Below are 25,755 nucleotides of genomic sequence, written 5' to 3' on the forward strand. Positions count from 1 at the left end.
AAGGGCTGGTGTCGATCGGCGATTTAGTTGTACGCTCACAATGATTACAACAACACAAATACCTGTGGAGCGTCCGTCATGCCCGAAGCCGCCCGACCGCGGCCCTGGCTCGTGCTCGCCATCTGCTGCATGAGCCTGCTGATCGTCAGCCTCGACATCACCATCCTGAACGTGGCCCTGCCCGCCGTCCGACGCGACCTGCACACCTCGGTCTCCGGACTCCAGTGGACGGTCGACGCCTACACGCTGGTGCTGGCCTCGTTCCTCATGCTCTCCGGCTCCACCGCCGACCGGATCGGCCGCCGCCGGGTCTTCCGGATCGGACTGATCGTCTTCACCGGGGCGTCCCTGCTGTGCAGCCTCGCCCCCGGGCTCGGCTGGCTGATCGCCGCCCGCATGCTCCAGGCCGTCGGCGGGTCGATGCTCAACCCCGTCGCCATGTCGATCATCACCAACACGTTCACCGACTCCCGCCGGCGCGCCCGCGCCATCGGCGTGTGGAGCGGCGTCGTGGGCATCAGCATGGCCGCCGGACCGATCATCGGCGGCGCCCTGGTGGAGTCGGCCGGCTGGCGGGCGGTCTTCTGGATCAACGTCCCGATCGGCCTGGCCGCCCTCTTCCTGACCGGCCGCTACATACCCGAGTCCCGGGCCGCCCGCGCCCGCCGGGCGGACCCGCTCGGCCAGCTGCTCGTCATCGTCCTGCTCGCCGCACTCACCTACGCGATCATCGAATCGCCGGACCACGGCTGGACCTCGCCCCTCGTCCTCGGCTGCACGGCCGCGGCCCTGGCCGCACTGCTCGCCCTCCTGTGGCACGAACCCCGGCGCACCGACCCGCTGATCGACCTGCGTTTCTTCCGCTCCGCGCCGTTCGCCGGCGCCACCGTCATCGCGATCGGCGCCTTCGCCGCCCTCGGCGGCTTCCTCTTCCTCACCTCCCTCTACCTCCAGGACGTCCGCGGACTCGACCCGCTGCACGCCGGGCTGTTCATGCTGCCGATGGCCGTCATGTCGCTGCTCACCGCGCCGCTGTCCGGACGCATGGTCGCCTCCCGGGGGCCGCGCACACCCCTGCTGCTCGCCGGAACGGCGCTGAGCGCGAGCGCCGTACTCCAGGCGCTCGGCTACTCCACGCACCTGCCGACCTGGCTGCTGGTCCTCGCCTTCCTGCTCTTCGGCACCGGATTCGGCCTGGTCAACGCGCCCATCACCAACACCGCCGTCTCCGGGATGCCCCGCTCCCAGGCCGGCGTCGCGGCCGCCGTCGCCTCCACCAGCCGGCAGGTCGGCCAGTCCCTGGGCGTGGCCGTGATCGGCGCCCTGGTCGCCGGCGCCGCCCACACCGACCCCGCGACGTTCACCGCCACGGCACGGACCGCGTGGTGGATCATCGCCGGCTGCGGAGCCGCCGTACTGGTCACCGGTACGCTCACTTCCGGCCGCTGGGCCCGGGCGACCGCCGAACGCACAGCGGAGCGGCTCGCCGCCGAGGAGGCGGGTGAGGGGACCAGGGAGACGAAGGAGACGGTGGACGCCTGATGGAGCGCCTTGACGCCGACGGGCCCCCGGAGGCCGGCAGGACCAACGGGACCAAGGGGACTGACGAGACCGACCCGGCCGCCGGGACTGCCGCAGCCACCGAGGCCGACGACCGGATCGCGGCCCGGGTCTGGCAGGGGATGAACGCGCTCGTGCTGGAACGCTACGACCGCCGCAAGGCCGTCTCCGAGGCCCTCGGCATGAGCTTCAGCCGGGTCAGGGCGCTGCGCCGGCTCGCCGCCGGGCCGATCACCCTGCGGGAGCTGGCCGAACGGCTCGGCGCCGACCCGCCGTACACCACCGTCATCGTGGACGACCTGGTGCGGCGCGGCCTCGCCGAACGCATCACCAACCCCGCCGACCGCCGCTCCAAGCTGGTCCACCTCACCGAGGAGGGCGCGACGAAGGCCGCCCGCGCCATCGACATCCTCACCACCCCGCCGGACGCCCTGCGCGCCCTGCCCGCGGAGGACATCCGGGCCCTCGACCGGCTGGTGGCCACACTCCTGGGCTGAGTCCCTGCCCCGACGGTGGCGCGGTGCGGTGCGCCGCCGCCGGGGTGCGGTCGGCCCGAGCGCACCGGAACGCACCGTCCGCACGCACCGTGCGAACGCACCGTCCGAATGCCGCCGGTGTCCGTCCGCGGCGTGCGACATCGCCGAGAGCACACGCTCCCGACCCGCGAGGACGGACCCGATGACCGACACCGCCCCGGCAGCCGCCCGCCCTGACGGCACCGGCCACGCCGCCCGGCTGACCGATCGCCAGTTCGACCGGGTGCGGGCCAGTCCGGGCTAGGCTCTCGGCTGATCACAGTCATCGCGAGAGGCAGACATGGGCCAGAAGATCATCCGGTTCTCGGACCTGACCGGCAAGCACGTGGAGGACGACGGCGACCTGGTGCGCATCGTGGTGCGCCAGCACCCCGAGCTGGAGGACGGCCCGGTCGAGATCGAGGCGCTGGCGGACGAGCTCGGCGCGATGGAGGAGCTGGCGCTCGACCTGGTGACGGTCGAGCTGCACTACCCGGACGTCGAGGAGCCGGAGACGGTCGTCCTGGAGGCCGAGGCGTTCAACCGGCTGGCGTCGGCGGCCCCGATGGCCGAGGTGCTGCGCGGCGCCAAGCGGGTGGCCCGGACCGTCCCGGTGCAGGCGGCTCCGGCCGGCGCCAGGGAGCGGGTCAACTACGCCAGCCTGGAGCACGCCGGAAAGCCGCACAAGGGCCGCACCACCGACGCCGAGAAGCAGCTCGTCCGGCAGCACCTGGACGAGGTCAACGAGCGGCTGGCCGCCGACGGCGTCCGGACGATCGACCTGGGCAACGCCGACCACGTGGCCCGGTACGGCCTGGAGGAACTGGCCCGGGAGCGCGGCGTGACGCTGGGCTGACCCGGGGGGCGACGGGCTCCGCCGTCACCGGCTCGCGGCCCGGGAGTGCTGCCGAAGGCGGCGGGGGCCGTGCGTCCGTGTCCGCCCTCCTGCGCCGACCCTCCCGCGCCGCCCGTCCTCACCCGCGTTCGCTGCGCCTCCGCGGCGAGACCCGAAGGACCACACCCGGCGGGTTGCCGGGTCCGATCGGGCCCCGGCGCGGGAGGATCACTCCGGCGACGACCCGCCACCGCTACGCCGGAGGCCCACACGATCCGGATCAGCCGCGAGACCATCCTGAGGACGGCGACCTTCTGGCTCCGCCCGGCCTTCGCGCTGCGCGTGGTCAGCCGGTTCCAGCGGCTCGTGGGCTTCGACCGCTCGATGGCCCTGGCCTCCTCCGCGCTGACGGCCCTGGTGCCGCTGGCCATCCTCCTCAGTGCGCTCGTGGTCCGCCTGGGCGGCAAGGACGTCGCCCAGCGCGTCATCGACCGCTACGGCCTCACCGGGGACGGCGCCGACGCCGTCCGCCACCTCCTCGCCCCGTCGAGCGAGTGGACCACGGCGGGGCTCTTCGGGATCGCCTTCCTCCTCGTCTCGGTGCTGAGCTTCGCGCGGGCCGCCCAGCGGCTCTTCGAACAGGGCTGGGAACTCCAGCCGTTGAGTGTCCGCAACACGGTGAACGGCCTGAAGTGGATCGCCCTGCTGGCCGTGTACACCGCCCTGAGCAGCTGGGTGCACGCCCTTCTCGGCCGCCGACCGCTGGAACTGGGAGCCGCCGTCGTGGAGGCGCCGCTGACCGCCGCCTTCCTCATCTGGGGCGGCCGGTTCCTGTCCGCGGGCCGGATCCCCCGGCTCGACCTCGTGCCGTTCGGGGTCATCGGGGCGACCGTGCTGAGCGGCTACTCGGTGGCCATGAGCGTCTACCTGCCCCACCTCTTCAACTCCTACACGGACCGCTACGGCGCGATCGGCGCGGTCTTCGCCATGCTCTCCGCCCTGTTCGGCGCCATGCTCGCGACCGTGGGCTCGGCAGCCCTCGGCCGGGAGGTGCAGAACGAGCTGGACCGGATCGGCCGCGGCGAACGCCCGCCGGACAACGAGGTCCGCCAGCAGTGGGACACGGTCCTCCGCCAGGCACGGTCACGCTGGCAGACGACCCGCGGCCGGACCGTCCTCGACCACCTGACGAAGAGGCACTGAACCCCCCGCGGCCGACAACGGCCACGGCACAGCGCGGCACGGCACGGCAACGACGGCCTCACCGGCCGGCGTCACGAGCTGAGGTGCTCGTACAGCCTCGCCAGCGGCTCGGTGCGGAGCGGTTCCCGGTGTGAGAGGCAGTTGCGGGCGTCGAGCAGGACGGCGAGGCGGGCGCTCTGCGGGAGGGTGAGCCTGACGTGCCCGTCCCGCCTGGCTCGGGCCAGCATGTTGAGTTCCATTCCGCGCAGCAGTTCGGCGGTGTCCGTGGTGGTGGCGGCGGCGACCGGCTGGGAGCGGCGCTCGGGGCCGTAGCTGACGGCCAGTCGGTCGGCGGGCAGGCGCGCGCTGGGCAGGACGGCGGTGACCAGGGCCTCCCGGGCGTCGTCGATGAGCGGGAGCAGGGTGCGGCTCTGGGCGAGCCACACCAGCTTGTCCAGGGACCGCTCCGCTCCGGCGGCGAGCACGGCGGCGGGGTGGGCTCGCAGGTGGCCGTCCCAGGAGTCCACGGCACCCGCGTTCCACGGGTCGCGCAGGGAGGAGGGGGGCCGGCCGGACAGGCCGCCCGTGCGGTGGGTCGTGGGCGCGGCCGCGGTGGCCGGGGGGTGCGTCGCGCAGGCGGCGGCGAGGGCGTGGCGCAGTGTGTCGGGGCGGCCGTCCCAGTGGGTGGCGAGGTGGGCCGCGTGATCGAGGTAGGGGCCGCAGACCTCGACGACGGTGGCGAGGGCGACCGCTTCCTCGATCCGGCCCCGGCCGGTGAGGGCGGAGCGGCTGCGACGGGGCCGGTTGACGGTGGCGACCGCGGCGGTGTCGATCCGGCTGAGGGCGCCCCACCACCAGTGGACGGCGATGTCCTCACTGCCGAGCCGGTCGGGGTAGGCCGCGGGGAGGTGGTCCGGGGTGGCGGCGACGAGGAGCCTGGGGCGTTGGTGGGGTGGCAGGCCGGCTTCCTTGGCTGCGGCGGGGAGGCGCAGCAGGAGGTGGGCGACGGCTTCGGGGTCGTCCTCGCGGGTGGCGTCGACGACGTAGACGCAACCGTCCGTGTGCGGGCCGGTGGTGAGCCGTTGGTAGACGTCCCGCAGTGTGCCGGTGGGGTGGCTGTCGAGGAGGCCTTCGAGTCGGGCCTCGATGCCCCGGGCTCGGTCGGGGGCGGTCCGGGCGCGCGGGACGAAGGGTGCGGGTGCCGGGCTGTCGGTGCCGAAGGCCGCGGCCATGACGCCGGTGACGAAGTCGTCGTCGATGTCCAGGACGGGGAGCTGGCCGGACCACAGGGGTTCTTCGGCGGCGGCCGCTAACCGTTCGTCGGGGGCCTCAGCGGCGCCCCGGTCCGCGCCGGGGCGGTCCACGCCGGGGCGGTCCACGCCGGGCCGGTCCGCAGGGCCCTGGTGCGCGGCGTCCGGCGGTGGCACCGTGCGCCAGTGCGGCTGGCCGGCCAGGAGGTCGGCGAGGAGCGGTTCCGGACGGGGCATCGTGGCGGGGAACAGCAGCAGGCAGCTGGTGCCCGCCTCCAGGTCGTCGGCGACGTGGCGCAGCCAGAGCCTGGCGCCGGGCAGGGCGGCGAGGCCGGGGTGCCCGGCCTCGCCGCGCGTCACGGCGGTCGTCCCTGCGGCCGTCCCTGCGGCCGTCACGCGCGGGCCGCGAGCGCTCGGAAGGTCACCGGGTCGAGCGAGATCCCGCTCTCCCCCTGGTCGAGGACGCCGAGGTCGGTCAGCCGCCGGACCAGGTCCAGGATCCGGTCCTCCGGTACGCCGATGATGTCCGCGATCCGCGCGGGGGTGTCCTCCTCGGGCGCGTCCAGGAGTTCGGTCCAGTGGGTGAGCAGTTCGGCCAGTTCGGTGTCCAGCCCGACCCGCTGCAGGTGCCGGCGGGCGAACTCGGGATCGGCGGTGCCGGTGTGGATGCCGGTGAGCGCGGCCTCCAGCGGGGTGTTGGTGCGGGAGGCCTGGTGGATGGTCGCCTCGACCAGTTCGGGCCAGCCTCCGGTGGCCTCCACCAGCTGGCGGCGCCGCTCGGGAGTGTCGAAGGGACACTCCGGCCAGGCGCGCAGGCTGTCCGCGGTCCACCGACCGGGCCGGATCGCGTCCCCGACGAGGTCGGTGCGGGCGTAGACGCCCATCGGGTCGACCAGCATCACCGCGGACCGGACGGCCTGCGGGGCCTTCTTGCGGGACCGGGTCACGGCGGTGTGCGCCTGGAGCCGGGCGAGGGCGTCGTCCAGTTCGGCCTGGCCGCGGTGGCGCATGTCGACCAGGACCAGCTGCGGGGTCCGCTCCGGGGCCCGCACGGCAAGGTGCGCGGCCAGGTCGGGGCCGTTCGTACGGCTGACCGTGATGCCGCGGGCGCCGGCGTAGACCTCGACAGCCTTGAGGACCAGGTCCGGGCCGAACGCGTCGGTCACGCACACCGCGCTCACCCCCTGGCCGGTGACGGTGTGCAGCTGCTCCTCGGTGAGCGGGCTGAGCTTCTGCACCCCCTTGGAGTTCTGGCCGAGCAGACGCCGGGAGAAGCGCGGGTTGTACTCGTAGGGGAGGCTGAACTCGGTCTCGCGCAGTTCGAGTTCGAGCGAGTCCCGGGTGCCGAGCATGTTGACGACGTTGGGGCTGCGGACCGCGAAGGTGGGGTTGTGGCCCGGCTGCTGGACCAGCACGCCCAGGCCCACCAGCTCCTCCAGGTAGATGCGCACGGCGGTGACGGTGAGGCCGCGGAATCCGTCCGGCCAGTGCCGGCGCGCCTCCTGCAGCAGCTGTTCGGGCTGGTAGCCGATCCGGTGCCCGTCCTCCAGGCTGCGCAGGGCCATCACCAGGGCGAGAACCCGGTAGCGGTCCTCCAGGTTGATGGTGATCCGCAGCCGCTCGGCGATGTACTGGTGCACCTTGGGCGAGGCGCTGACGGCGCGCACGTCCGCCGCGGTGACGGTGATGGGCCACCGGGCGTCGGCGGCGGGCTTGGCCCGCAGGGCCGAGACGAGCTGGTCGCAGAAGATCTGCACCAGGGAAGCCTGGTAGTTCGTCGCGGCCAGCACCCGCCACACCAGCGCGGGGTGCTCGAAGACGAAGCCGAGCGCGGCCATCGGCTCGGCGACCAGGCGCTGCGCCTCGGAGGTGCGCAGCGGGCCGACGAGCACGTCGGGGCCGCCGTGCAGGGTCGTCACGTTCGACAGGTGACTGAAGCGCTGGACCTGGTGGAGGCCCGCGAAGACGACCTTGAAGCGGCGCCGGCTGAGTTCCATCAGGGCCTTGAGGGCCTGCACGTTGGGGAAGATGCTCTCGCCGCCGCGGCCACGGGCGGAACGGGAGTCCGCGGTGAGGAACGCGTCGGCCTCGTCGGCGAGCACGAGCAGGCGGCGCTCGGGGTTGGCCATGATCCAGGCCTCGATCTGACGGGCGACCACGTCCGGCTTGGCGTCGGCCGAACCCTTGGCGTCCAGGACCCCGATCCGCTGGAGCTCCCGGGCGAGTTCGTACCAGATCCGCTCGGCCGGTTCGGCCTCCCCGATCCCGCGGGCCTTCAGGTCGATGTAGACCGCCTGCCGGTTGGGCGCGGTGGGGAAGGACGCCTCCACGCGGCGCAGGAGGGCCGACTTGCCCAGCTGCCGGCCGCCGTAGAGGAACAGTCCGCCGAGGGGGTCGACGACCTGTGTCATCTCCTCGCGGCGCCCGTAGAACACCTCCGGCGGCACCAGGCCCGCCACGAACGGCGTGTAGGGGTTGAAGGCCGTCCAGGGCAGGGTGACGCGCTGGGTGGCGCGGAAGGACCGCGGGAAGCGGGCCGCGATCCAGCCGAGCACCGCCGGGTCGACGACCAGTGCCTGCCGCATGCCCGCCCGGGCGCGGGCCACCAGCTGGCGCCGGCCGGCCAGACCCATCGGGTAGAGGTAGAGGATGAGCGTGGCGCCGTTGTCGTACTCGTCCAGCAGGTCCAGCACGCTGCGGCCGACCTGCTCCTCGGAGACGATCACCACGGTGTACCGGCCGTTGGCCGCCGAGCCGAGCGGGGCGACGTACCCGGGACGGGACTCGCTCACCCGCGCGCGCACCGTCCCCCGCACCTGGCCGAAACGGCGCCGGCCGTCCTCGACGGGGGCGAGGGACCCCTGCTCGGGCTCCAGGCCCAGCATCCGCAGCACGGGCTGGAGGTGGCGCTGCCACTCCGAGCTGCGCAGCGTGGAGTCGCACAGCGCCTCCCAGGCGTCCAGCGCCGGGTGCACGCCGTCGGTGAGGTCCCCCGCGGCGTAGTGCAGGGCCCACGGCCGGGCGCTGAAGCCCTGCGGGAGCCGGGCGGCCTCCATCGGCTTCTCCAGGCCCGCCATGAACTCCGTCAGCTCGCTGCCCCAGTCTGAGGTGTTCCAGTCGGGCAGCGGTTCGCCGCGTTTGGCCAGGTAGACGAACTCCTCGGCGGTGACGGTGTCCTGGTTGGCCAGGAGCTCCTCGAACCGGGCGCGGTCGCGCCCGGTGAGGTCCAGCTCGGCGATGTCCGCGCGGAGCTTGACCGCGTACTCGCGCACCGCCTCGGTCAACTGCCCGGCGAGCGCGACGATCTGGCCCACCGTGGCGCGGTAGGAGCCGGCCGGCCGGGGCAGCTCCAGGCGCAGCAGCTCACCGCTGAACTCCCGTGCGGTGGCCGGGTCGAGCGTCTGCTGGGTCCGCAGCTCCGCCAGCAGGCCGGAGGCGGTGGCGTGCTCGGTGCGCAGCCGGGCCGTCCACTCCGTACGGGCCGCCTCGATGGTCCGGGCCTGGTCGGCGAGCCGGACGGCGGCGCCGTCCACGACCGGGACGGCGCCCTGGGCGAGGGCGGTGGCCAGGTCCTCGGCGAGGTGGATGTCGCCGTGCTCGCAGTGCTCGCGCAGGGCGGCCTCGGCGTCGACGCGGGCGAGGAGGGGCAGCAGGGCGTCGGCGAAACCGTCCGCGTCCGGGTCGGGGCTCCCGTCGGCGTTGCGGGGCAACGCCGTCAGCGCGAGCAGGGGTCGGGTGTCCGGCTGGTGCTCGCGCAGGTCCTCGGGGAAACCCTCGGAGTCCTCGGCGACGACCAGCGGCGTGCTCCGCGGGCCCTCGCCGCGCAGCCACTGGCAGAGCAGGTCGAGCAGCGCGCCGTCCACACCCGGCAGCGGCTGCTCGTTCGAGACGGCGGCGAGCAACGGGCTCAGGGAGGTGCCGGACTCGGCCCGGGTGGCGGCCTGCGAGGCCGCCATGTTCCGAGCCCGGGCCAGCAGGTCGCCCACGCTCGTGATCGCCCGCAGCAGGGCGCGCTTGGCCTTGGCCTCGATCGACTCCTTGGCCTGCATCGGGCTGGCGACCAGGGCGTCGGCGGCCTCGATCAGCCGCTCTCCCGCGTCGCGCCGCGCGAAGAACTCGGCGACCTGGTCGAGCTCCGGCAGACCGGCCTCGCCGTCCGCCCAGGCCACGACCGCGCCGAGGGTGACGCCCAGCGGCTGTCCCTCGGAGACCAGACGGGCCAGCACCTGGGTCGCCCGCTCGTAGCCGATGCGGCGCCGGGGCAGCTCGGCGAGCAGGCCGCGGGCCTCCTCGCCGATCAGCTCACGGGTCACACCAGGCAGGGTGGAGTCGACCAGCCAGCCCCCGCTGGGGTCGAGGCGACGGCAGTGCCGGACGGTCTGCGTGGCGGCGTCCACGAGCCGGGCCCAGGGCTCGGGCAGGCCCGCTCCCGGCTCGCCCTGGCTGAGCAGGTCGTTCGGCCACCCCGCCACCAGGCCCGCACGCAGCGCCGCCACGGTCGCGGCGACCTGGGCGGTCCGGTCGTCCCGGAACTCCGCGGCGCTGTGCCCGAACGCGACCAGCACCGCGGTCGCGGCGGATTCGTCGTCGCAGGCGAACGCCGCCTCGGCGAACGCCAGGGTGTCGGAGCGCAACACCGACTCGTCCGAGCCCCGGGTGAACCAGAACGCCTCCGCGAGACGGCCCTGGCGGATCAGGGTCTCGACCGGGAGCTGCTCCTGGGCGGGCTGGGACCAGGGCAGGACCGGGGGGCGCTCGCCCTCCGGGGCCGGGGCCGGGGCCGGGGCCGGGTCGTGGTCCAGCGCCGGGTCGGGAGCGGGGGTAGAGGCCGGGGACGGGGCAGGGACGGGCTCGGGAGCGGCCTCCGGCGCGTCCGAGGTGGTGAGGTCGGTGGCGGCGTCCGCGTCCGCGCCGGTGTTCCGGGCCGGGGCATCCGGGTCACGGGCCTCCGCGGCGTCGTCCTCCGCACCGTCGTCCTGTACCCCGGGCGACGGTGCGCAGGACGACGGCGCTCCGGGGCTGTCGGGCAGCTCCGTGACCGTCACGGCGCCGTCCTCGGGCTGCTGCCCGGGGGTGTCACCCCCGGCCTCCGTCCGCTGGTGCGGCAGCACGGGCTCGGGCACCGCGGACGGCTCCGCCGGCGACTCCCCGACCGGCGCTACCGGCGGCTCCCCCACCGGCTCGCCGCCCGACTCCGTGAGTTGCTCGGCGATGCGGTCCCGGGCCTGGGCGAGGTGGGCGCGGACGATCTCGTCCTCCTCCTGGGCCAGGAGGTCCGCGTACTTCTCGTACCGGGCCCGGAGGTCGGCGATCCTGGCCTCCCGGTTGCGGGCGTCGTCCTCCGCTTCGGCGAGCTCGGCGAGCAGCCGGTCGAGGTCGGTGAACGTCCCGTCCGCCGGCCATCCGTGCCCTGCCACTGCCACTGCCGCTGCCAGCCGGTCGCGCAGCGCCTCCCGAGTGTCCGTGTAGGCGGACAGCGCCTCCACCAGGTCCGGTCCGACCGGCCGTCCGGCGTCGGCGAGGTCGGCGGTGGCGCGCAGCACGGCCGCCAGTCCGCTCGCGGTCTCGCGCAATTCGGCCGCGGAGAGTGAGAGTTCCGCAGCGGTGGCGGGCTGGTTCTTCACCTGATCGTGACTCTCTGACTCGGAGGTCGGGCAGGAAGGATCGGACGGTTCCGGTGATGTGCCGCCGCAGAAGCACCGCACCGGTACGCCCGGCGCGTCGGCGCAGGCGGCGAGTTCGGGCAACTGTTCCCCGTACGGTCCCAGGACCGAGGGGTCCAGATCGGCCAGGGCGTGGAGATAGGCCCGCGCCAGAAGGGGTTCGAGATCGGTCAGCATCTGCCGCAGCTGTTCCGGACCGGGGGAGAGCGCGTCCTGGTCCGGGTAGTCGTGACCGTGGGCGAGCAGATGGGCCGCGTAGCCGCCGGCCTGGCGGGTTATCAGTCGCAGCCCGGCGAGCGGCAGGGTCGCGAGGTGGGTCCGCGCGGCGCGCAGCTCGCGCCGGCGCCACCCGCTCCCCGGGGCTCTTCCCTGCGTCCGGATACCCGCGGCGCCGGGGAGGTCCGTCGGGATCTGCAGGAGTCGGCCGAGCTGGTCGTCGTCCAACCCGGCGAGCCAGCCGCGCAGCTCGCTCACAACTGGGGGCATGGCCACGGAGTCTGCCAGATCTCGCCACAGGTGCGCACGAAAACCAAGGCAAGGGCGGTGAAACGGAGTTCCGCACCGGAGCAGGACCGCACCCGTCCGCCGGCCCCGGACCGAACCGGGTAGCCGGTCGGGCCGGGATGAGTACCCGTACTCAGGCTCGCCGGCCCGTGAGCGCCGGAGCATGGGAGGCATGCATCCAGCAGCGATACCGAGGATCGGCATCACCGCCGTCGGCTCCCATCTGCCCGCCCGCCGGCTCGGCTCCCGGCAGCTCCAGGACGAGGTCTGCGCGGGCGGCCGGCTCGCCCTGCCGGACGGGTTGTTCGAGAAGGCGACCGGCATCCGCACCCGGCACTTCGCCGCCGACGACGAGTTCGCCTCCACCCTCGCCGTCGGCGCCGCGCGGCGGGCCCTCGCCGCGCGCGGGCTGCACCCGCGGGACGTGGACCTGCTGCTGTTCGCCTCCGCCACCCGGGACGTCTGCGAACCGGCCACCGCCCACATCGTGCAGACCGAACTCGGCACACAAGCCCACGCGTTGGACGTCAGCAACGCCTGCAACAGCTTCCTCAACGGGATCGACCTGGCCCGGGCGATGATCCTGGCCGGACGGGCCCGGCGGGCCCTGGTCGTCACCGGCGAGACCCCGAGCCGGGCGATGCGCCGCACTCCGGTCTCCGCGAAGGAGGTCCGGGAGGGCTTCGCCGGCTACACCTTCGGCGACGCCGGGGCGGCCGTCGTCGTCGAGGCCGTGGAGCGCGGCGGCATCCTGGAGGTCGAGACCGCCACCGCCTCGCAGCACTGGGAGGCCGGTGGCATTCCCGGCGGCGGCTCCCGGCACCCGCGCGGCGACGAACACAGCTACTTCCGGGGCGGCGGCAAGGAGTTGCGCGGCATCTTCGAGGAGATCGGCCCCGCCGTCCTGGCCCGGCTCGCCGCCCGCACCGGCCTCGGCTGGGACGACTACGCCCGTGTCCTGGTGCACCAGGTGACGGTCCCGTACCTGGAGGGCTTCGTCGAACTGACCGGGGTGCCGGCGGAGAAGCTGGTGGTCACCGTGCCGGAGCTCGGCAACGTCGCCAGTGCCACACTGGGAGTGCAACTCGACCGGATCCAAGGAACGTTGACGCCCGGTGAGAAGGTCCTGCTGATCGGTCTCGGTGGCGGCGTCAGCCTGATGGCCATGGTCTGGGAGGCGTCGTGAGGACCGACCTGTGGGTGGTGGTCCCCGCTTACCAGGAGGAGGCCCGGATCAGGGGCGTGCTGCACGCCCTCGCCGCCCAGCACGACCGGGACTTCACCCTGCTCGTCGTCGACAACGGCTCCACCGACGGCACCACCGACGCCGTCCGGGACTTCGCCGCCCGCGCGCCGTTCCCGGTCGAGGTGCTGGTCGAACCGGAGAAGGGCGTCGGCTCCGCGGTGGACACCGCGTTCCGCCACGCCATCGCCCTCGGCGCCACCCTGCTCGCCCGCACCGACGCGGACTGCCTGCCCGAACCCGGCTGGACGGCCGCCGCCCGGGCCGCCATGGTCGCCTCGGGCGGGCTGGTCTGCGGCCGGGTCACCGCCCGCCGCGACGAGCACGGGCCGGCCGGGCGCGCGGTGTTCCTGGTGCTGGTCGCGCTCGGCGCCTTCTTCGGCCGGGTCCGGCCCGCGCACCGCCGCCGGCACGGCTACCTGACGCCGTACCGGATGCACGCGGGCAACAACATGGCGATCACCGCCGAGCTGTACCAGGCCGTCGGCGGTATGCCCCGCCGACCCTCCCCCACCGACCGGGCCTTCCTCAACAAGGTCCGCCTGCACACCACGGCGGTGGTGCGCAGCCGCGACATGGTGGTGCAGAACTCCACCCGGCGGATCCGCGCGTACGGCGTGCTGGGCACGGCGCGCTGGTACCTGGAACGCGGCGCCGGCCCGCGCCCCGTCGACGTCCGCTGAGGCCTCCGGCCCCCGCTCCTCCGTTCCGCCGTTCCGCCGTTCCCGTGGCCCTATCGCTCCCGAGCCCCGAAAGCAGCCCCTGCCGTGCTCGATCGCCTCGCCCACGCCCTGCGCACCGTCCACCCCGACCGGCCCGCCGTCCTGCGTCACACCCGCACCGGCGCCGTCCGCCCGGTGATCCGCCGCGGCGAACTCGCCGACCTCGCCGACGGCTACGGCGCCGCTCTGCACGCCCGCGGCCTCGGCCCCGGCGCGACCGTCGGCGTCGCGGTCCGCCCCGGACCGCGCGCGCTGGCGGTGATGCTCGCCGCGCAGCGGCTGGGCCTGCGCATCGCCGTCCTCGACCCCACCGCCGGGCCGGACGTGCTCGCCGCCCGGCTCGCCCTGGCCCACCCCGACCTCGTCCTCGCCGACGCCGCCGCCCAGGCCGTGGCCGGCTGGGCCGGGCCCCTCGCCCGCCGCGCCGACCTCGCGCTGCCCCGCCTCGCCGCGCTCGGACCGGTCGCCACCCTGGGCCGCCGCCTGCCCGGTTGCGCCCCGCGGCTGCGCCCGGCCGGTGCCGCCCCGCCCGCCGCTTTCGGGGCCGGCGGCGGCCTCGACGGCGGTATCCCCATTCCCGACGGCATCGGCGACGGCATCGGCAGCGGGATCGCCGGCATCGGCGGCCTCGACGGCCTCGACGGCCTCGACGGCGACGACGCGGTGATCGTCTTCACCTCCGGCACCACCGCCCGTCCGCGCGCCGTCGTGCACACCCGCGACGGCCTGGCCGCCGGGCTGCGCACCGTCGCCGACCTGGTCGCTCCACGCCCCGGGACGGTCGTCCTCGGCGGCACCTTCTTCGTCCTCGTCCCGGCACTCGCCGCGGGCGCCACCGTCGCCCTGCCCGCCCGCCGGCCCGCCGCACTCGGCCGCCAGCTCGACCGGCTCGCCCCCGCCCACACCTACCTCACCCCGCCACAGCTGCGCGCCGCGCTCGCCGCCGGGGCCCACTTCACCGGCCGGGTCTGGACGGGCTCCGCCCCCGCCGACGCCGGTCTGCTGCGGCGCGTCAAGCAGTCCGGTGCCGAACAGGCCTGGAGCGTCTACGCGTTGACCGAGCTGTTCCCGGCCGCCGCGGTCGAGGAGGCGGACAAGAGTGCCTACGACGGGGACGGCGACCTGGTCGGCGCTCCCCTGCCCGGCGTCCGCGCCCGTCTCGCCGACGACGGCTCCGGCAAGCGCTCGGGCGGCGGCGGCGACGGCGACGGCGACGGCGACAGCACCGGCTCGGGCGACGGCACCGGCGAACTGCTGCTCACCGGACCGGGCGTCCGCCACCGCTACCTCGGCGAGGAGCCCGACCCCTGGGTGCGCACCGGCGACCGCGCCGGCCTCACCCCGGACGGGCGCATCGTCCTCGGCGGCCGACTCAAGGACATGGTGCTGCGACGCGCCGAGAACATCTACCCCGGCCTGTACGAACCGGCACTGCACCTGCCGGGCGTCGAACTCGCCGTCCTGGTCGGGGTTCCGGCCGGCGACGGTGACGAACGACTGGTCGCTCTGGTCCAGCCCTCCCCGGGTACGGATCCGCGACGGCTGCGCGCCGCCCTGCGCGGACCGCTCGACCGGATGGGCGCGGCGCGGCCCGACGCCGTCCTGTTCGGCGAGGTCCCGCTCGCGGGCCGCTCCCGCAAACCCGACCGGGCCGCGGCCGCCGCCCACTGCGCGAGGGAGCTGACGCGATGAACCGCCCGCCCGTACACCCGCCCGTACCCTTGCCTGGCCGCCCAGCCGTCCGCCCAGCCGTCCGCCCAGCCGTCCGCCCAGCGGCCCGAACGGGCCTCTCCGGCGGGCCGGTGCCGCCCGACGTCGTGTCCCTCGCCGCCCGTTCCCGCCGGGCCCGCCGCCGCGACCGCCGGGTCTACACCCACAGCCACCCACTGCTCTTCGCCCTGCTCGCCGCCACCCGCCGCCGCCCCGTGGTCCGGCTCGGCCGCACCCTGCTGGTGCACGGCACCGAGGCCTACCACGAGACGCTCACCCGGGTGCCGCTGGACCGCACCGCATCCGGCACCACCGGCGGCGCGGCCGCCGAACTCACCGCCGGAGACGTGCTGTTCGACCAGGACGGCGCCGAACACCGCACCGCCCGCCGAGCCCTTTCCGCCGGGCTGAACACCGCCGCGCTGCAGCGGATCCGCCCCCACTGGCAGGCCGTCCTCACCGAACGGATCCCGGAGCGGGCCGACGGCGACATCGACCTCGACATCGAACTCGTCGCGCTGGCAAGGGAGCTGGCCGGTGTCACCGCCGCCGCCCTGACCGGCGCGACGGGCTGCCCGCACCGGCTCGCGCACGCGGCTGCCGAGGCCGCCGCCCACGCCGCCCGTGACCACCTCCCCGGCCTCCGCCGCCGCGGGCAAGGCGCGGCCGCCGCCGCGGCCCGGCTCACCGCCCTGCTGCCCGGGCCGTGCGACGCCATGGTCGCCGTCGCCGCCGTGAACACCACTGTGGCCGCCGTGCCCCGGGCCGTCGCCTGGTGCGCCGACGCCGGACTCTGGCCCGCCGTCAACGAGACGACCGCACCCCGTCTGGCCGCCGAACTCCTGCGCCTGACCGCACCGACCCCGCTGCTGCCCCGCGTCGCCGCCGCCGACACCACCCTCGCCGGGCACCCCGTACGGGCCGGCAACCGGCTGATCCTGGTCGCCCGGCACGCCGCCCGGGCCCACCGCCGGCCCCCGGCCGGCGATCCCACCGCCGTCAGCCGGGACGCCACCCAGGCCGTCTTCGGCGCCGGACCGCACGCCTGCCCCGGTGCCGGCCTCGCCCGCACCCAACTCGCCGATGTGCTCCTCGCGTTGGCGCCCCACCAGCCGGTCGTCACCCGCGCCCGGGTCGACCGCCGCTCCGCCCTGCCCGGCTACGCCGAGCTCACCCTCCGACCCGGAAGGCCCTGATGCGCCTCGCGATCACCGGCGCCACCGGCTTCTGCGGCGCCCACCTCGCCCGCACCGCAGCCGCCCTCGGCCTGGACGTCACCTGCCACGGCCGCCGCCCCGGCCCGGTCGGCCGCCACCGCCCCTGGGACGCCACCGCCGGCGACCCCGACCTCACGGACGCCGACCTCGTCGTCCACTGCGCCGCCGCCGTCGCCGACCTGCCCCCGGGCCACCCCGCCGAAGCCCACCAGCACACCGTCAACGTCACCGGCACCGAACGCGTCCTGCGCGCCGCCGCAGGCCGTCCGCTCGTCCACGTCAGCAGCGCCAGCGTCTACGACCCGCGCACCCCCGCCCGCACCAGCGGACCCGACGCCACCCGCGCCACCCGGCCGGGCAGCACCATCCGCACCCTCACCGAGGACCACCCCACCGCTGCCGGCCACCTCAACGGCTACGGCCGCACCAAAGCCGCCGCCGAACGGCTCGCCCTCACGGCCGGCGCCGTCGTCCTGCGCCCCCGCGCCGTCTACGGCCCCGGCGACCCGCACCTCCTCCCCCAACTGCTCGCCCGCGTCAGGTACGGCCTGCTGCCGCTGCCCGGCCGTGACATCCCGCTCAGCCTCACCGCCGTCGCCAACCTCACCGACGCCTGCCTGGCCGCCCTCGGCCTCACCGGCACCCCGCCCTGGCCACCCGGCGCCTACAACATCGCCGACGCGACCCCGTACCGCCGCGACGCCGCCCTGCGCCACGTCCTCACCGCCCACCGCCTCCCCGCCCGCATCACCCACCTCCCCGCCGGCCTCGCCCGCCTCGCCGCCCGCACCGGCCGCCTCCCCGGCCTCACCCCGTACGCCGTCGACCTCCTCAGCCGCGGCGTCGTCCTCGACCTGACCCGCGCCCGCGCCCAGGGCTGGTACCCCACCCACGGCCTCACCGACTACCGCCCCTGACGTACGGTCAACACCCGAGCGGCGGACCGCAGTCGCCTTCCCGGTCCACCGGCGTGCGCGCCCGCCGCACGGCCGCTTCCGTCTCCGTGGTGGTTCGTATCCGAGCGCCGGCCCCACCGCCCACCCGCACGTGCGGTGTCCGCCGCCCGCACCCGAGCCCGTGCCCGCACCCGAGCCCGTGCCGGCACCCGAGCCTGAGCCCGAGCCCGTGCCGGCCGCGCCCGCGATGTGGCAACACTCCAAGATCGGCTCGTGATCATTGTCCCAGGCAGGGCTCCTGCCCGCGTTCCGTGCGGTCCCAGACTTGCACCGGTGCGGCGGCCCGGGCGGTCGCCGCGATCCTGTTCCGGCCCGACCGAAGGACTGCCGTCGTGAGCGAGCGCGTTCTCACCCCCCGCAACCGGGGATTCCTCTTCCTCGACTCCCACCCCGCGGGCTGCCGGCAGCTGGTGGCCGACATGTGGCAGGACTGCCCGGCGCCCGACCACGTGCCGTCAGGTGCCGGGCCGGTGGCGCTGATCGTCGGTTCCTCCGCGGGGTACGGCCTCGCGGCCACCCTCGCCGGGCTCAAGCGCGCCGGAATCCGCGGGATCGCGGTCTCCTTCGAGAAGGCCGCCACCGACCGGCGGACCGCCACGGCCGGCTGGTACCGCACGGCGGCCACCGCCGACCTCGCCCGCACCGCCGGGCGGGACCTGGTCTTCCTCAACGGCGACGCGTTCTCCGACACGATGAAGGACCGGGTCGCCGACCTCGTCGAGCAACGATTCGGCGGCAGGCTGGACTTCCTGATCCACTCGGTGGCCGCACCCCGCCGCACCGACCCCGACAGCGGCGCCACGTACGCCTCCGTCCTGAAGCCGATCGGCCGGGCCGACCGCACCAAGACCCTCCTCTTCGACGAGCAGGGCGTCCCCGAGGTCCGCGAGGTCGAGACCGAAGCGGCCGGGGGCGACGACGTCGAACAGACCGTGGCCGTGATGGGCGGCGCGGACTGGGAACGCTGGATCGACCACCTCGCCGGCCGGGGCCTGCTGGCCGACGGCTTCACCACCGCCGCACTGTCGTACATCGGCTCGCCGTTGACGGCGGCGATCTACCGGCAGGGCACCATCGGCGCGGCCAAGGCCCACCTGGAGGCCACCGCCCGCACCCTTGACGAGCGGCTCGGCAGGACGGTGGGCGGGCGCGCCGTCACCTCCGTCAACGGCGCCGCCGTCACCCAGTCCTCCACCGCCATCCCGGGCATCGCCCTGTACACCGGCCTGTTGCGCGGTGTCCTCGGCGACGGCCTGGTCCCGCCGATCCACCAACTCGCCGCCCTCTGGGACCAGTTCACCGGTGCCGCCCCGCTCACCCCGGACGACGAGGGCCGGATCCGGCTGGACACCTGGGAACTCGCCGACGACGTCCAGGCGGCCGTCGCCGAACGCTGGGAGGCCGCCACCACCGACACCATCGCGGGCCTGGCCGACCTCGACTGGTTCCGCGCCCACGTCCGGCGCCTGTACGGGTTCTCCGTGCCGGGCGTCGACTACGGCGCGGCGGTGACCGTCGACGTCCCCTGGCCCGGCCAGGCGTCCTGACCGGCCGGGCGTCCTGCCCCGGCCGGGCGTCCCGGCCCGGCCGGCGGGGGCCGGGAGCGATCGCGGGATTCTGCGCCGACGATGCCCGACCCGGGCTTCCCACCAGCACTTTTCCGTTTCCATCAATGATTCCGTGCCGAAGTTCCCGTTGTCGCGCCGCAGTGGTCCTCAGCAGGATGAGGGACGTACCGCACCGGCACGACCTACGAGGTTTTTTCATGATCGTCATCACTGCTCCCACCGGGAACATCGGCCGTCACCTGCTCCCCCGGCTCCTGGAGTCCGCCGGCGGCGAGGACCTGCGCGTGATCGTGCGCGATCCCGCGCGGCTTCCGGACGCGGCGCGCAGCCGCGTCGAGGTGGTCACCGGCTCGCACGGGGACGCCGCGGTCCTCGACCGGGCCTTCGAGGGTGCGGACGCCGTCTTCTGGCTCGTTCCCCCGGACGCCTCCCTCCCCCCGCGGGACGGCTTCAGCCGCTTCACCCGACCCGCCGTCAAGGCGTTCGCCGCCCACGGCGTCCGCCACGTCGTCGGCGTGTCCGCGCTCGGCCGCGGCACCCCGCTCGCCGACCGGGCCGGCCTCGTCACCGCCTCCCTCGCCATGGACGACCTCATCGCCGGCTCCGGCGTCTCCTACCGCGCCCTGGCCAACCCGTCGTTCTTCGAGAACCTCCTGGAGGAGGCCGACTCGATCCGCGAGCACGGCGTCTTCACCGACACCGTCGACCCGGACCGCAAGGTCCCCCTCGTCGCCGTCGCCGACATCGCGGCCGCCGCCGAAGCCCTGCTGCTGGACCGCTCGTGGACCGGCACCGGCAGCGTCCCCGTCCTCGGGCCGCAGGACCTCTCCCCCGCCGACCTGGCCCGCATCATGACCGAACAGCTCGGCCGCCCCGTCCGCTACGAACGCCAGCCGCTCGACGAGATGCACACCACCCTCGTCGGCTACGGCCTCGACGAGGAGTTCGTCCAGGCCCTCGTCGACATGAAGCGGGCCAAGGACGAAGGACTCGACACCGGCGTCACCCGCACCCCGGCCACCTCCTCCCCCACCACCTTCGAGCAGTGGTGCGCCCAGGTGCTCAAGCCCGCCGTCCTCGCCTGAGGTCCGGCACGGAAGCCCGCCCCGCCCGCCCCCGAGACCACCGGCGGCGGGCTTCCGCGACCCCCGGCACCGCGGCGGAGGCGCGGGTGCGCACGGGGCAGGACTGACTGGAATCACAGTGAGGGGTGCGTACGGGGGCGCAGGCCGGGCGCCGACCGGGATTCCACCGGCCGACGTGGCGCCGGCCGCCGTCCACCGACGGACTTCCACCAACGGACATTCCACCGAACGCTTCTGACGGCCGGGACGGTCTTGTGCGAGGGCCGCACCGCGCTCCGCCCGGACCGAGGAGTCCCCATGTCCCGGACCTCGCAGAAACCCGAACCGCCACGGGCACCCCTCGCCGCAGCCCGCGCCTACACCGCTGACCTGCTGCGACTTCCCAACGTGACCGGCGTGGACGTCGGCCGGGACCGGCCGGGGACCAGCCGGGACCGGCGGCACACCGGAATGCCCAGTGTCCGCGCTGCGCCCGCCCGTTGGGCGGTAGTCCGTCCGATTCAGCCGACAGGGCGACCCGGCACCCCACTCCGGTTGACCCGGCCGCCCGGTACGCCCGCACGCCCGGTGCGCCTGCGCGCGGCCCTCCGAGGAGTCAGGACGTGCCGGCGGCCGAGAGGGCGCCCACGGCGAACGTGTGCGCCTGTGCGGCTGCTTCGTCGACCGGTAGGTGCCTGCCGTCCGGCGGGAAGAAGTCGACGACGCCGATCGCCCCGTAGTTCGCCCAGAAGCAGGTCGTCATGGGGAAGGTGTCGCTGACGTTCTGCTGGCACTCCACCACCACGTCCTTGGTGCTGAAGGACTTGGGCTCCCCGACGGGGGTCCGGCCGTAGCCCTTCTCCAGGTCCATGGTGTGCGAGAAGACCGCGCTCAGTGACGCGGCGGGGTCCGCAACCCGCTCGTACAAGGTCGTCCGGGTGGTGAGGTTCGGCGCGGTCACCCGCATCCCGCCCTTGCTCAGGGTGATGCGCGTCGCGGCGAAGCAGGAGACCTTGTCGTCACCCGAGTCCTGCTTGACCTGCGGGAGTCCGTCGTCACCGGCGACGAGCATGTCCAGGTCGCTGCCGAAGTGGAAGCCTCCGTTGCCCTTGTCGCACGTCATGCCATCCAGTGCCGGCACGCCGACCGCCTTGTACCGTGCGCCGGTGTCAGCGGCGAGCTTCTCCGCCTTCGGCAGCGCGCCCTTGTCGGCCTTCGGCGGCGCACCCTTGCCGTCGCCGCCGTCGGATCCACAGCCCGTGGCGAGCACGCCGACAGCTGCGGCCACGGCCAGGATCCCCCGGGTCTTCCTCATCGCCGATCTCCCCCAGTCAGTGATCATCGAGGGATCCTACAACCGCGGGCTCCGGCCCGTGCGGGCCTCTCGGGGCACTGGACCGTCCCCAACGGGCGTTCGATGGCTGGCCGTTGGGGTGAGCATTCGGCGCTGCCCGGCGGTTCGGGGGCGGACCGGTCGGTAGGCTCGGGTACGGCGCAGCAGTGATCCGTTCCGAACGGGAGTGATCCGTGGCGACGTACGTTCTGATCCATGGCGCGGCTGCCGACGCCTGGTACTGGGGGCCGCTGGCGGGCGGGCTGCGCGAGCGGGGTCACGAGGTGGTCGCGCCGGAACTGCCGTGCGACGACGATGCGGCCGGGCTCTCCGAGTACGCGGACGCGGTGGTGGCGGCGGTCGGCGATCGGGCGGGTGGGCTCGTGGTCGTCGCGCACTCGTTCGGCGGCTTCACGGGCCCGCTGGTGTGCGCCCGGCTGCCGGTGGACCTGTTGGTGCTGCTCCAGGCGCAGGTGCCGGCTCCCGGGGAGTCGCCGGGCGAGTGGTGGGAGAACACCGGTTACCGGGCGGACCGGCGGGAAGCCGACCGTGCCAGGGGCGTGGCGGAGGGCGCGGAGGAGGACGAGCGCGCCCTGTTCCTGCACGACACCCCGGCCGCACTGGCCGAGGAACTCCTCACGGAGCACCAGCGGCCGCAGTCCGCCACCCCGTTCGGAACTCCGTGGCCGCTGGAGGCCTGGCCGGAGGTGCCGACCCGGTATCTGCTGGCCGCCGGCGACCGGTTCTTCCCGCCCGCGTTCGTGCGGCGGCAGGTCGAGGAGCGGCTCGGCTTCCGGCCGGACGAGATGCCGGGCGATCACCTCCCGATGCTCGGCCACCCGGAGGAGCTGGCCGAGCGCTTGGAGGCGTACCGGGCCGCGCTGTAGGCGAGGCGCGCTGGTGGGAAGTCGACGGATCCGACCTCCCACGCAGCGGCAACGGCGGCGGCGGTCAAGACGTGCCGGCCGGGGACACGCTCGGCATCGCGCCTCCGCAAGCGCGCGGGGTGGGCACAGCGGCGGGCGCTGCCGGTCAGGCGGGCGCGTCGGACGGGTGCGGTCGCACCGACCGGGCGGCGTCGACGAACTCCGTGCGCAGGGAGGTGAAGCGCTCCATCAGCGGGTCGCGGACAGGGCCTCCGACCATCGCCGACCAGGAGCTCGGGCAGCGGTCCGCGAGGGCGACCACCCGGGCGGCGTCCTCCTCCGACATCCGTTCGCTCTCCAGGAGGCAGAACTCCAGCAGACCCCGTTCTTCGCGCCTCTTCTCGGCCTCCATGTCCGGCCATTCCACGAGGAAGCACCACGCAACCCATGCCGCGCCGTGCTCGGGGTGGTCGCAGTCCTCGGCGTCGGAGTCGCACCAGCCGTCCTCCATCGCCGCCACGGCCGACCGCAGCACCGCCCGGTCGAGGGCCAGCTTCTCCAGTCGCCGGCAGTGCTGCAGCAGGCCCGTGGCGCGGGAGAGGAGGTCCGGGGACGCCAGCAGCTCCAGCGGTCCGAAGGCCGATTCCACGGCCGTGCCGTGGTCGGCGAGTTGCGCGCTCCGCCGGTCGTGGTCGACGTCGGACAGCCGTTGGACCGTCGCCACCAGTTCGTCGCTCGCGCGGAGGAAGCCGGACGACGCGTCCGCCAACGCGGTCTGCTGCCTGAGCTCCTGCTCGTTCTGCTTCTGGACGTGAACGGCTGCGAGGGCGGCGCTCGCCTGGCTGTGTGCCGCACTCAGGGTCGCGCCCGCCGCCCGGTCGCCGGAGCGCCTGGTCCACCATGCCGCGAGGACGCTGATGGGGAGGGCCAGCACTGCGGGAAGGACGGCGCCGATGTCTGCCACGCTCATGCGCCGATCCTGTCGGGGCCGCTCCGCCGTGGCCGGGCAGTTGTCAGGAGCTGCGAGAAAGTGACGGACCGGGACCGTCCGAGTCCTGACGGCACCGGATTCGCGATCGCTTCGCCCGCGGAAGTGGACGGGTTTGGACGGGTCGGGGTGTGCCGGGGCCGGACGGCCTTCGGCGTCCGGTCGTACGGGCGGTCCCGGGGCCGGGGGTACCTCCTCCCGGCGCACCGGCCGGGCGGCGGCGTCGGACGCGGTCACGACCCCGGTGTCAGTGGTGCCGTGCATGATCTGCGCATCGGGTCATCCACTCATCCACGCAGGGGGAAGCACCGTGCCGATCACGAACCAGCGGGTGGCAGGGCACGCGTTCCTGCGGCCGATGTACGAGGACCCGTACTTCCCCGATCACGTCGTCGACCGGGGCAGGGCGGTCCTGCTGCGGCTGTGCGAGCGGATCGAGGCCGAGCAGCCGTCGGACCTCGGGGGCCTGTATGCGCTCACCCATGCCGCGACGGAGGAGTTCAACGGTCTGGAGGCGGAGTTCGAGGCCGCCGGGAGCGAGATCGAGACGGTGGCGCGTGAGTGGATCGGCGAGGAGTTCTGGTTCGTCGCGTCGGCCTACGGGTTCACGGACGCGGACGCGGAGGAGCTGATCGCCGTCCGGGACTGGTGAAGCGGGAACCGGTCTCCCTAGGACCGGCGCCCTTCAGGACCGGCGCCCTTCAGGGCCGGGGCCGCCGCCGGGACGCTCCGAATGCCGTGGCATGCTGGCCGACCACGGGCGACCATGATCGCCGTCGCTGCGGGCGGAAAGGGCCACGATGCGCATCTCCTGGAGACGACGACCGGCCGGACGGACACGGCGGCTCCTCGACCTCGCGGGTGTCGGGGCCCGATCGGTCGACGCCGACGAGGACCTGGATGTCTGCCGGCAGGTCGCCTACCGGGTGGCCCGGCGGGACCACGGCGCGACCGCCGAGGTCCTGGCCGTCGTCGAGGAACTGCTGGCGGACGAGTCCGAGTACAGGTTCGTCGTCACGTTCCTGGAGAACCTCCAGAACCTCGTGTCGCACGGCCTCGACGCGTTCCGGTCCACCGAGGAGGTTCGCCCGCTGCTCGGACCCCGCAGCACGGTCTGTTGGGACGCCGTGAGCGGTTTCTGGGCCGCGGTGGCCGACTGGCGGGTCGGCACCGGCGTGCCGCCGGTGCCCGCCGCACCGCTCCTCGGCGTGGAGAACGAAGACCTGCGCGTCCTCCTGTGGACGACGAACAGGTCCCTCGCGACGGGCGGCAAGGTCGGACTCGCCGACGCCGTGCGCTACGAGAAGGCCACCGGGTCGTCCATCCCGGACTACAGCCACATCGCGGTCGCGCTGCAGGTCGCCGGGCAGGGCCTGCCCGACCTGACCCGTCCCTGACGCCGGGAGCGACCGGAGCGACCGAAGCGACTCAGGGCCGGACGTTGCCCAACGCGTGGCGCGGTCGGGTGCGGGCACCTCGGCACGGCCGGGCTGTCAGTTGCTCCTTGTACAGTCGACCGCACGCAACAGCGCTCACGACACGGGGGACATGACCGATGATCAGGACCGACCCACCGACGCCCGACCTCTTCCTCACGCCCGTCGACGAGGTCTTCGTCCGCAACCACCTCGGTCCGCACCCTCGGCTCGACACCGCGACCTGGTCGCTCACCGTCGAAGGCCTGGTGGAGCGTCCGCTGCGGCTGGATTTCCCGACGCTCCAGGGCCTGCCGCAGACCCGCTTCACCGCCGTGCACGAGTGCTTCGGCAATCCGCTGCACCCCACCGTGCCGACCCGTGCGGTCACCAACGTGGAGTGGGCCGGCGTCCCGCTCGCCGCCGTCCTGGAACTCGCCGGCCCGCTCCCGGAGGCCCGGCACATCTGGCTGGAGGGCGCCGACACCGGCGACTTCGGCGGGGAGAGCGGCACGAGCTACCTCAAGGACCTGCCGCTCGACCTGGCGGGTGCCGAGGTCGTCCTCGCGCACGGCATGAACGGCGAGCCGCTGCGCCCCGACCACGGATACCCGGTGCGGGCGGTGGCGCCCCTGATGTTCGGCACCAACTCGGTCAAGTGGCTGAGCCGGATCGTGCTGGCCGCCGACCGCCCCGACCACCTCTTCACCACCCGCCTGTACACCCGCGTCCTGCCCGGCGAGAGCGAGTCCCGGCCGGTCCGCGAGAAGGACGTCAGCAGCAAGCTGCTCGCCCCGGGCGACGGAAGCTCCGTCCCGGCCGGCACCTGCGAACTGGCGGGCTACGCCTGGAGTTCGACCGAGGTGACGTCCGTCGAGGTCTCCGTGGACGACGCCGGCTGGCAGCCCGCCGCACTGGACCGCCGCGGCCCGGACCCGGCCTGGCAGCGCTTCCGCCTGCCGTACGACCTGGCCCCGGGCCCGCACCGCATCCGCTGCCGGGCCACCGACTCCGCCGGACGCGTCCAGCCGCTCGCCGGGGACCGCAACGCCGTCCACGAGATCCGGGTCGTCGCCGAGGCGAGCGCCCCGCCGGCCGGCCGGTAGCTCCCGGGCGGCCGGCGGGCGAGTGCGAGGTCGGGCGTGAGAAGGCCCGACCCGTACT

The 25,755-nt window shown here is 74.6% G+C and carries 19 protein-coding genes; 15 read left to right on the plus strand and 4 right to left on the minus strand.

All coding sequences use genetic code 11. The features are described 5' to 3' along the window. Nucleotides 1–78 precede the first annotated feature (78 nt). From AB0D10_RS15805 to AB0D10_RS15820, 4 genes are all read left to right on the plus strand, one after another. On the plus strand, nt 79–1,542 hold the full coding sequence (locus AB0D10_RS15805) for an MFS transporter (protein WP_360256112.1): 1,464 nt from the start codon (nt 79–81) through the stop codon (nt 1,540–1,542). Continuing rightward, nucleotides 1,542–2,057, plus strand: a complete 516-nt coding sequence (locus AB0D10_RS15810) for a MarR family transcriptional regulator (protein WP_360256115.1) — start codon at nt 1,542–1,544, stop codon at nt 2,055–2,057. The genes AB0D10_RS15805 and AB0D10_RS15810 overlap by 1 nt, the downstream gene beginning before the upstream one ends. A 319-nt stretch (nt 2,058–2,376) precedes the next feature. Next, nucleotides 2,377–2,931 carry a hypothetical protein gene (locus tag AB0D10_RS15815; RefSeq protein ID WP_360256118.1) on the plus strand — a complete coding sequence of 185 codons (555 nt, stop codon included), beginning with the start codon at nt 2,377–2,379 and terminating at the stop codon, nt 2,929–2,931. A gap of 321 nt (nt 2,932–3,252) precedes the next feature. Next, on the plus strand, nt 3,253–4,113 hold the full coding sequence (locus AB0D10_RS15820; protein WP_360256120.1) for a YhjD/YihY/BrkB family envelope integrity protein: 861 nt from the start codon (nt 3,253–3,255) through the stop codon (nt 4,111–4,113). 71 nt (nt 4,114–4,184) lie between these two features. On the opposite strand, the gene AB0D10_RS15825 is transcribed toward AB0D10_RS15820, so the two are convergent. Continuing rightward, the gene (locus AB0D10_RS15825) at nt 4,185–5,702 is read right to left on the minus strand and encodes a hypothetical protein (protein WP_360256122.1); all 1,518 of its coding nucleotides are present in this window, start codon (nt 5,700–5,702) and stop codon (nt 4,185–4,187) included. 32 nt (nt 5,703–5,734) lie between these two features. Further along, nucleotides 5,735–11,491 carry a hypothetical protein gene (locus AB0D10_RS15830; RefSeq protein WP_360256124.1) on the minus strand — a complete coding sequence of 1,919 codons (5,757 nt, stop codon included), beginning with the start codon at nt 11,489–11,491 and terminating at the stop codon, nt 5,735–5,737. A gap of 190 nt (nt 11,492–11,681) precedes the next feature. On the opposite strand from AB0D10_RS15830, the gene AB0D10_RS15835 reads away from it, so the two are divergent. The 7 genes from AB0D10_RS15835 to AB0D10_RS15865 all read left to right on the plus strand — a co-directional run bounded on the left by AB0D10_RS15835 (nt 11,682) and on the right by AB0D10_RS15865 (nt 20,010). Further along, a complete protein-coding gene (locus AB0D10_RS15835) occupies nt 11,682–12,695 on the plus strand; it encodes a 3-oxoacyl-[acyl-carrier-protein] synthase III C-terminal domain-containing protein (protein WP_360256126.1) in 1,014 nt (337 codons plus the stop codon). Next, nucleotides 12,692–13,435 carry a glycosyltransferase gene (locus AB0D10_RS15840; RefSeq protein WP_360256128.1) on the plus strand — a complete coding sequence of 248 codons (744 nt, stop codon included), beginning with the start codon at nt 12,692–12,694 and terminating at the stop codon, nt 13,433–13,435. Before AB0D10_RS15835 ends, AB0D10_RS15840 begins: the two co-directional genes overlap by 4 nt. 84 nt (nt 13,436–13,519) lie before the next feature. Then, the gene (locus AB0D10_RS15845; RefSeq protein ID WP_360256131.1) at nt 13,520–15,166 is read left to right on the plus strand and encodes a class I adenylate-forming enzyme family protein; all 1,647 of its coding nucleotides are present in this window, start codon (nt 13,520–13,522) and stop codon (nt 15,164–15,166) included. Nucleotides 15,167–15,276: 110 nt separating this feature from the next. Continuing rightward, nucleotides 15,277–16,380, plus strand: a complete 1,104-nt coding sequence (locus AB0D10_RS15850; RefSeq protein ID WP_360256133.1) for a cytochrome P450 — start codon at nt 15,277–15,279, stop codon at nt 16,378–16,380. Then, nucleotides 16,380–17,318, plus strand: a complete 939-nt coding sequence (locus AB0D10_RS15855; protein ID WP_360256136.1) for an NAD(P)-dependent oxidoreductase — start codon at nt 16,380–16,382, stop codon at nt 17,316–17,318. Before AB0D10_RS15850 ends, AB0D10_RS15855 begins: the two co-directional genes overlap by 1 nt. A 371-nt stretch (nt 17,319–17,689) precedes the next feature. Then, nucleotides 17,690–18,904 carry an enoyl-[acyl-carrier-protein] reductase FabV gene (gene fabV, locus AB0D10_RS15860; protein ID WP_360256138.1) on the plus strand — a complete coding sequence of 405 codons (1,215 nt, stop codon included), beginning with the start codon at nt 17,690–17,692 and terminating at the stop codon, nt 18,902–18,904. Nucleotides 18,905–19,122: 218 nt separating this feature from the next. Then, a complete protein-coding gene (locus AB0D10_RS15865; RefSeq protein WP_360256140.1) occupies nt 19,123–20,010 on the plus strand; it encodes an NAD(P)H-binding protein in 888 nt (295 codons plus the stop codon). 595 nt (nt 20,011–20,605) lie between these two features. Here the strand turns inward: AB0D10_RS15865 and AB0D10_RS15870 are convergent. After that, nucleotides 20,606–21,304: a hypothetical protein gene (locus AB0D10_RS15870; protein WP_360256142.1), complete on the minus strand. Its 699-nt coding sequence runs from the start codon at nt 21,302–21,304 to the stop codon at nt 20,606–20,608. 212 nt (nt 21,305–21,516) lie between these two features. Between AB0D10_RS15870 and AB0D10_RS15875 the strand changes: the two genes are divergently transcribed. Continuing rightward, nucleotides 21,517–22,209 carry an alpha/beta hydrolase gene (locus tag AB0D10_RS15875; protein ID WP_360256145.1) on the plus strand — a complete coding sequence of 231 codons (693 nt, stop codon included), beginning with the start codon at nt 21,517–21,519 and terminating at the stop codon, nt 22,207–22,209. 145 nt (nt 22,210–22,354) lie between these two features. Here the strand turns inward: AB0D10_RS15875 and AB0D10_RS15880 are convergent, their stop codons facing one another. Next, nucleotides 22,355–23,158, minus strand: a complete 804-nt coding sequence (locus AB0D10_RS15880; RefSeq protein ID WP_360256147.1) for a hypothetical protein — start codon at nt 23,156–23,158, stop codon at nt 22,355–22,357. Nucleotides 23,159–23,486: 328 nt separating this feature from the next. Here AB0D10_RS15880 and AB0D10_RS15885 point away from each other — a divergent pair, with 328 nt between their 5' ends. The 3 genes from AB0D10_RS15885 to AB0D10_RS15895 all read left to right on the plus strand — a co-directional run bounded on the left by AB0D10_RS15885 (nt 23,487) and on the right by AB0D10_RS15895 (nt 25,697). Then, nucleotides 23,487–23,828: a DUF5713 family protein gene (locus AB0D10_RS15885; RefSeq protein ID WP_360256149.1), complete on the plus strand. Its 342-nt coding sequence runs from the start codon at nt 23,487–23,489 to the stop codon at nt 23,826–23,828. 148 nt (nt 23,829–23,976) lie between these two features. After that, nucleotides 23,977–24,573 (plus strand): hypothetical protein, encoded by a 597-nt coding sequence (locus AB0D10_RS15890; protein WP_360256151.1) that lies wholly within the window; start codon nt 23,977–23,979, stop codon nt 24,571–24,573. A gap of 158 nt (nt 24,574–24,731) precedes the next feature. After that, nucleotides 24,732–25,697, plus strand: coding sequence for a molybdopterin-dependent oxidoreductase (locus tag AB0D10_RS15895; RefSeq protein WP_360256154.1), 966 nt, complete (start codon nt 24,732–24,734; stop codon nt 25,695–25,697). Nucleotides 25,698–25,755 lie beyond the last annotated feature (58 nt).

The organism is Kitasatospora sp. NPDC048545 (genome assembly GCF_040651155.1).
Lineage (GTDB): Bacteria > Actinomycetota > Actinomycetes > Streptomycetales > Streptomycetaceae > Kitasatospora.

Coding starts and splice junctions, on each gene's coding strand:
- AB0D10_RS15805 (WP_360256112.1), top strand. CDS start 79: ATGCCCGAAGCCGCCCGACCGCGGCCCTGGCTCGTGCTCGCCATCTGC.
- AB0D10_RS15810 (WP_360256115.1), top strand. CDS start 1,542: ATGGAGCGCCTTGACGCCGACGGGCCCCCGGAGGCCGGCAGGACCAAC.
- AB0D10_RS15815 (WP_360256118.1), top strand. CDS start 2,377: ATGGGCCAGAAGATCATCCGGTTCTCGGACCTGACCGGCAAGCACGTG.
- AB0D10_RS15830 (WP_360256124.1), bottom strand. CDS start 11,491: ATGCCCCCAGTTGTGAGCGAGCTGCGCGGCTGGCTCGCCGGGTTGGAC.
- AB0D10_RS15835 (WP_360256126.1), top strand. CDS start 11,682: ATGCATCCAGCAGCGATACCGAGGATCGGCATCACCGCCGTCGGCTCC.
- AB0D10_RS15855 (WP_360256136.1), top strand. CDS start 16,380: ATGCGCCTCGCGATCACCGGCGCCACCGGCTTCTGCGGCGCCCACCTC.
- AB0D10_RS15865 (WP_360256140.1), top strand. CDS start 19,123: ATGATCGTCATCACTGCTCCCACCGGGAACATCGGCCGTCACCTGCTC.
- AB0D10_RS15870 (WP_360256142.1), bottom strand. CDS start 21,304: ATGAGGAAGACCCGGGGGATCCTGGCCGTGGCCGCAGCTGTCGGCGTG.
- AB0D10_RS15880 (WP_360256147.1), bottom strand. CDS start 23,158: ATGAGCGTGGCAGACATCGGCGCCGTCCTTCCCGCAGTGCTGGCCCTC.
- AB0D10_RS15890 (WP_360256151.1), top strand. CDS start 23,977: ATGCGCATCTCCTGGAGACGACGACCGGCCGGACGGACACGGCGGCTC.
- AB0D10_RS15895 (WP_360256154.1), top strand. CDS start 24,732: ATGATCAGGACCGACCCACCGACGCCCGACCTCTTCCTCACGCCCGTC.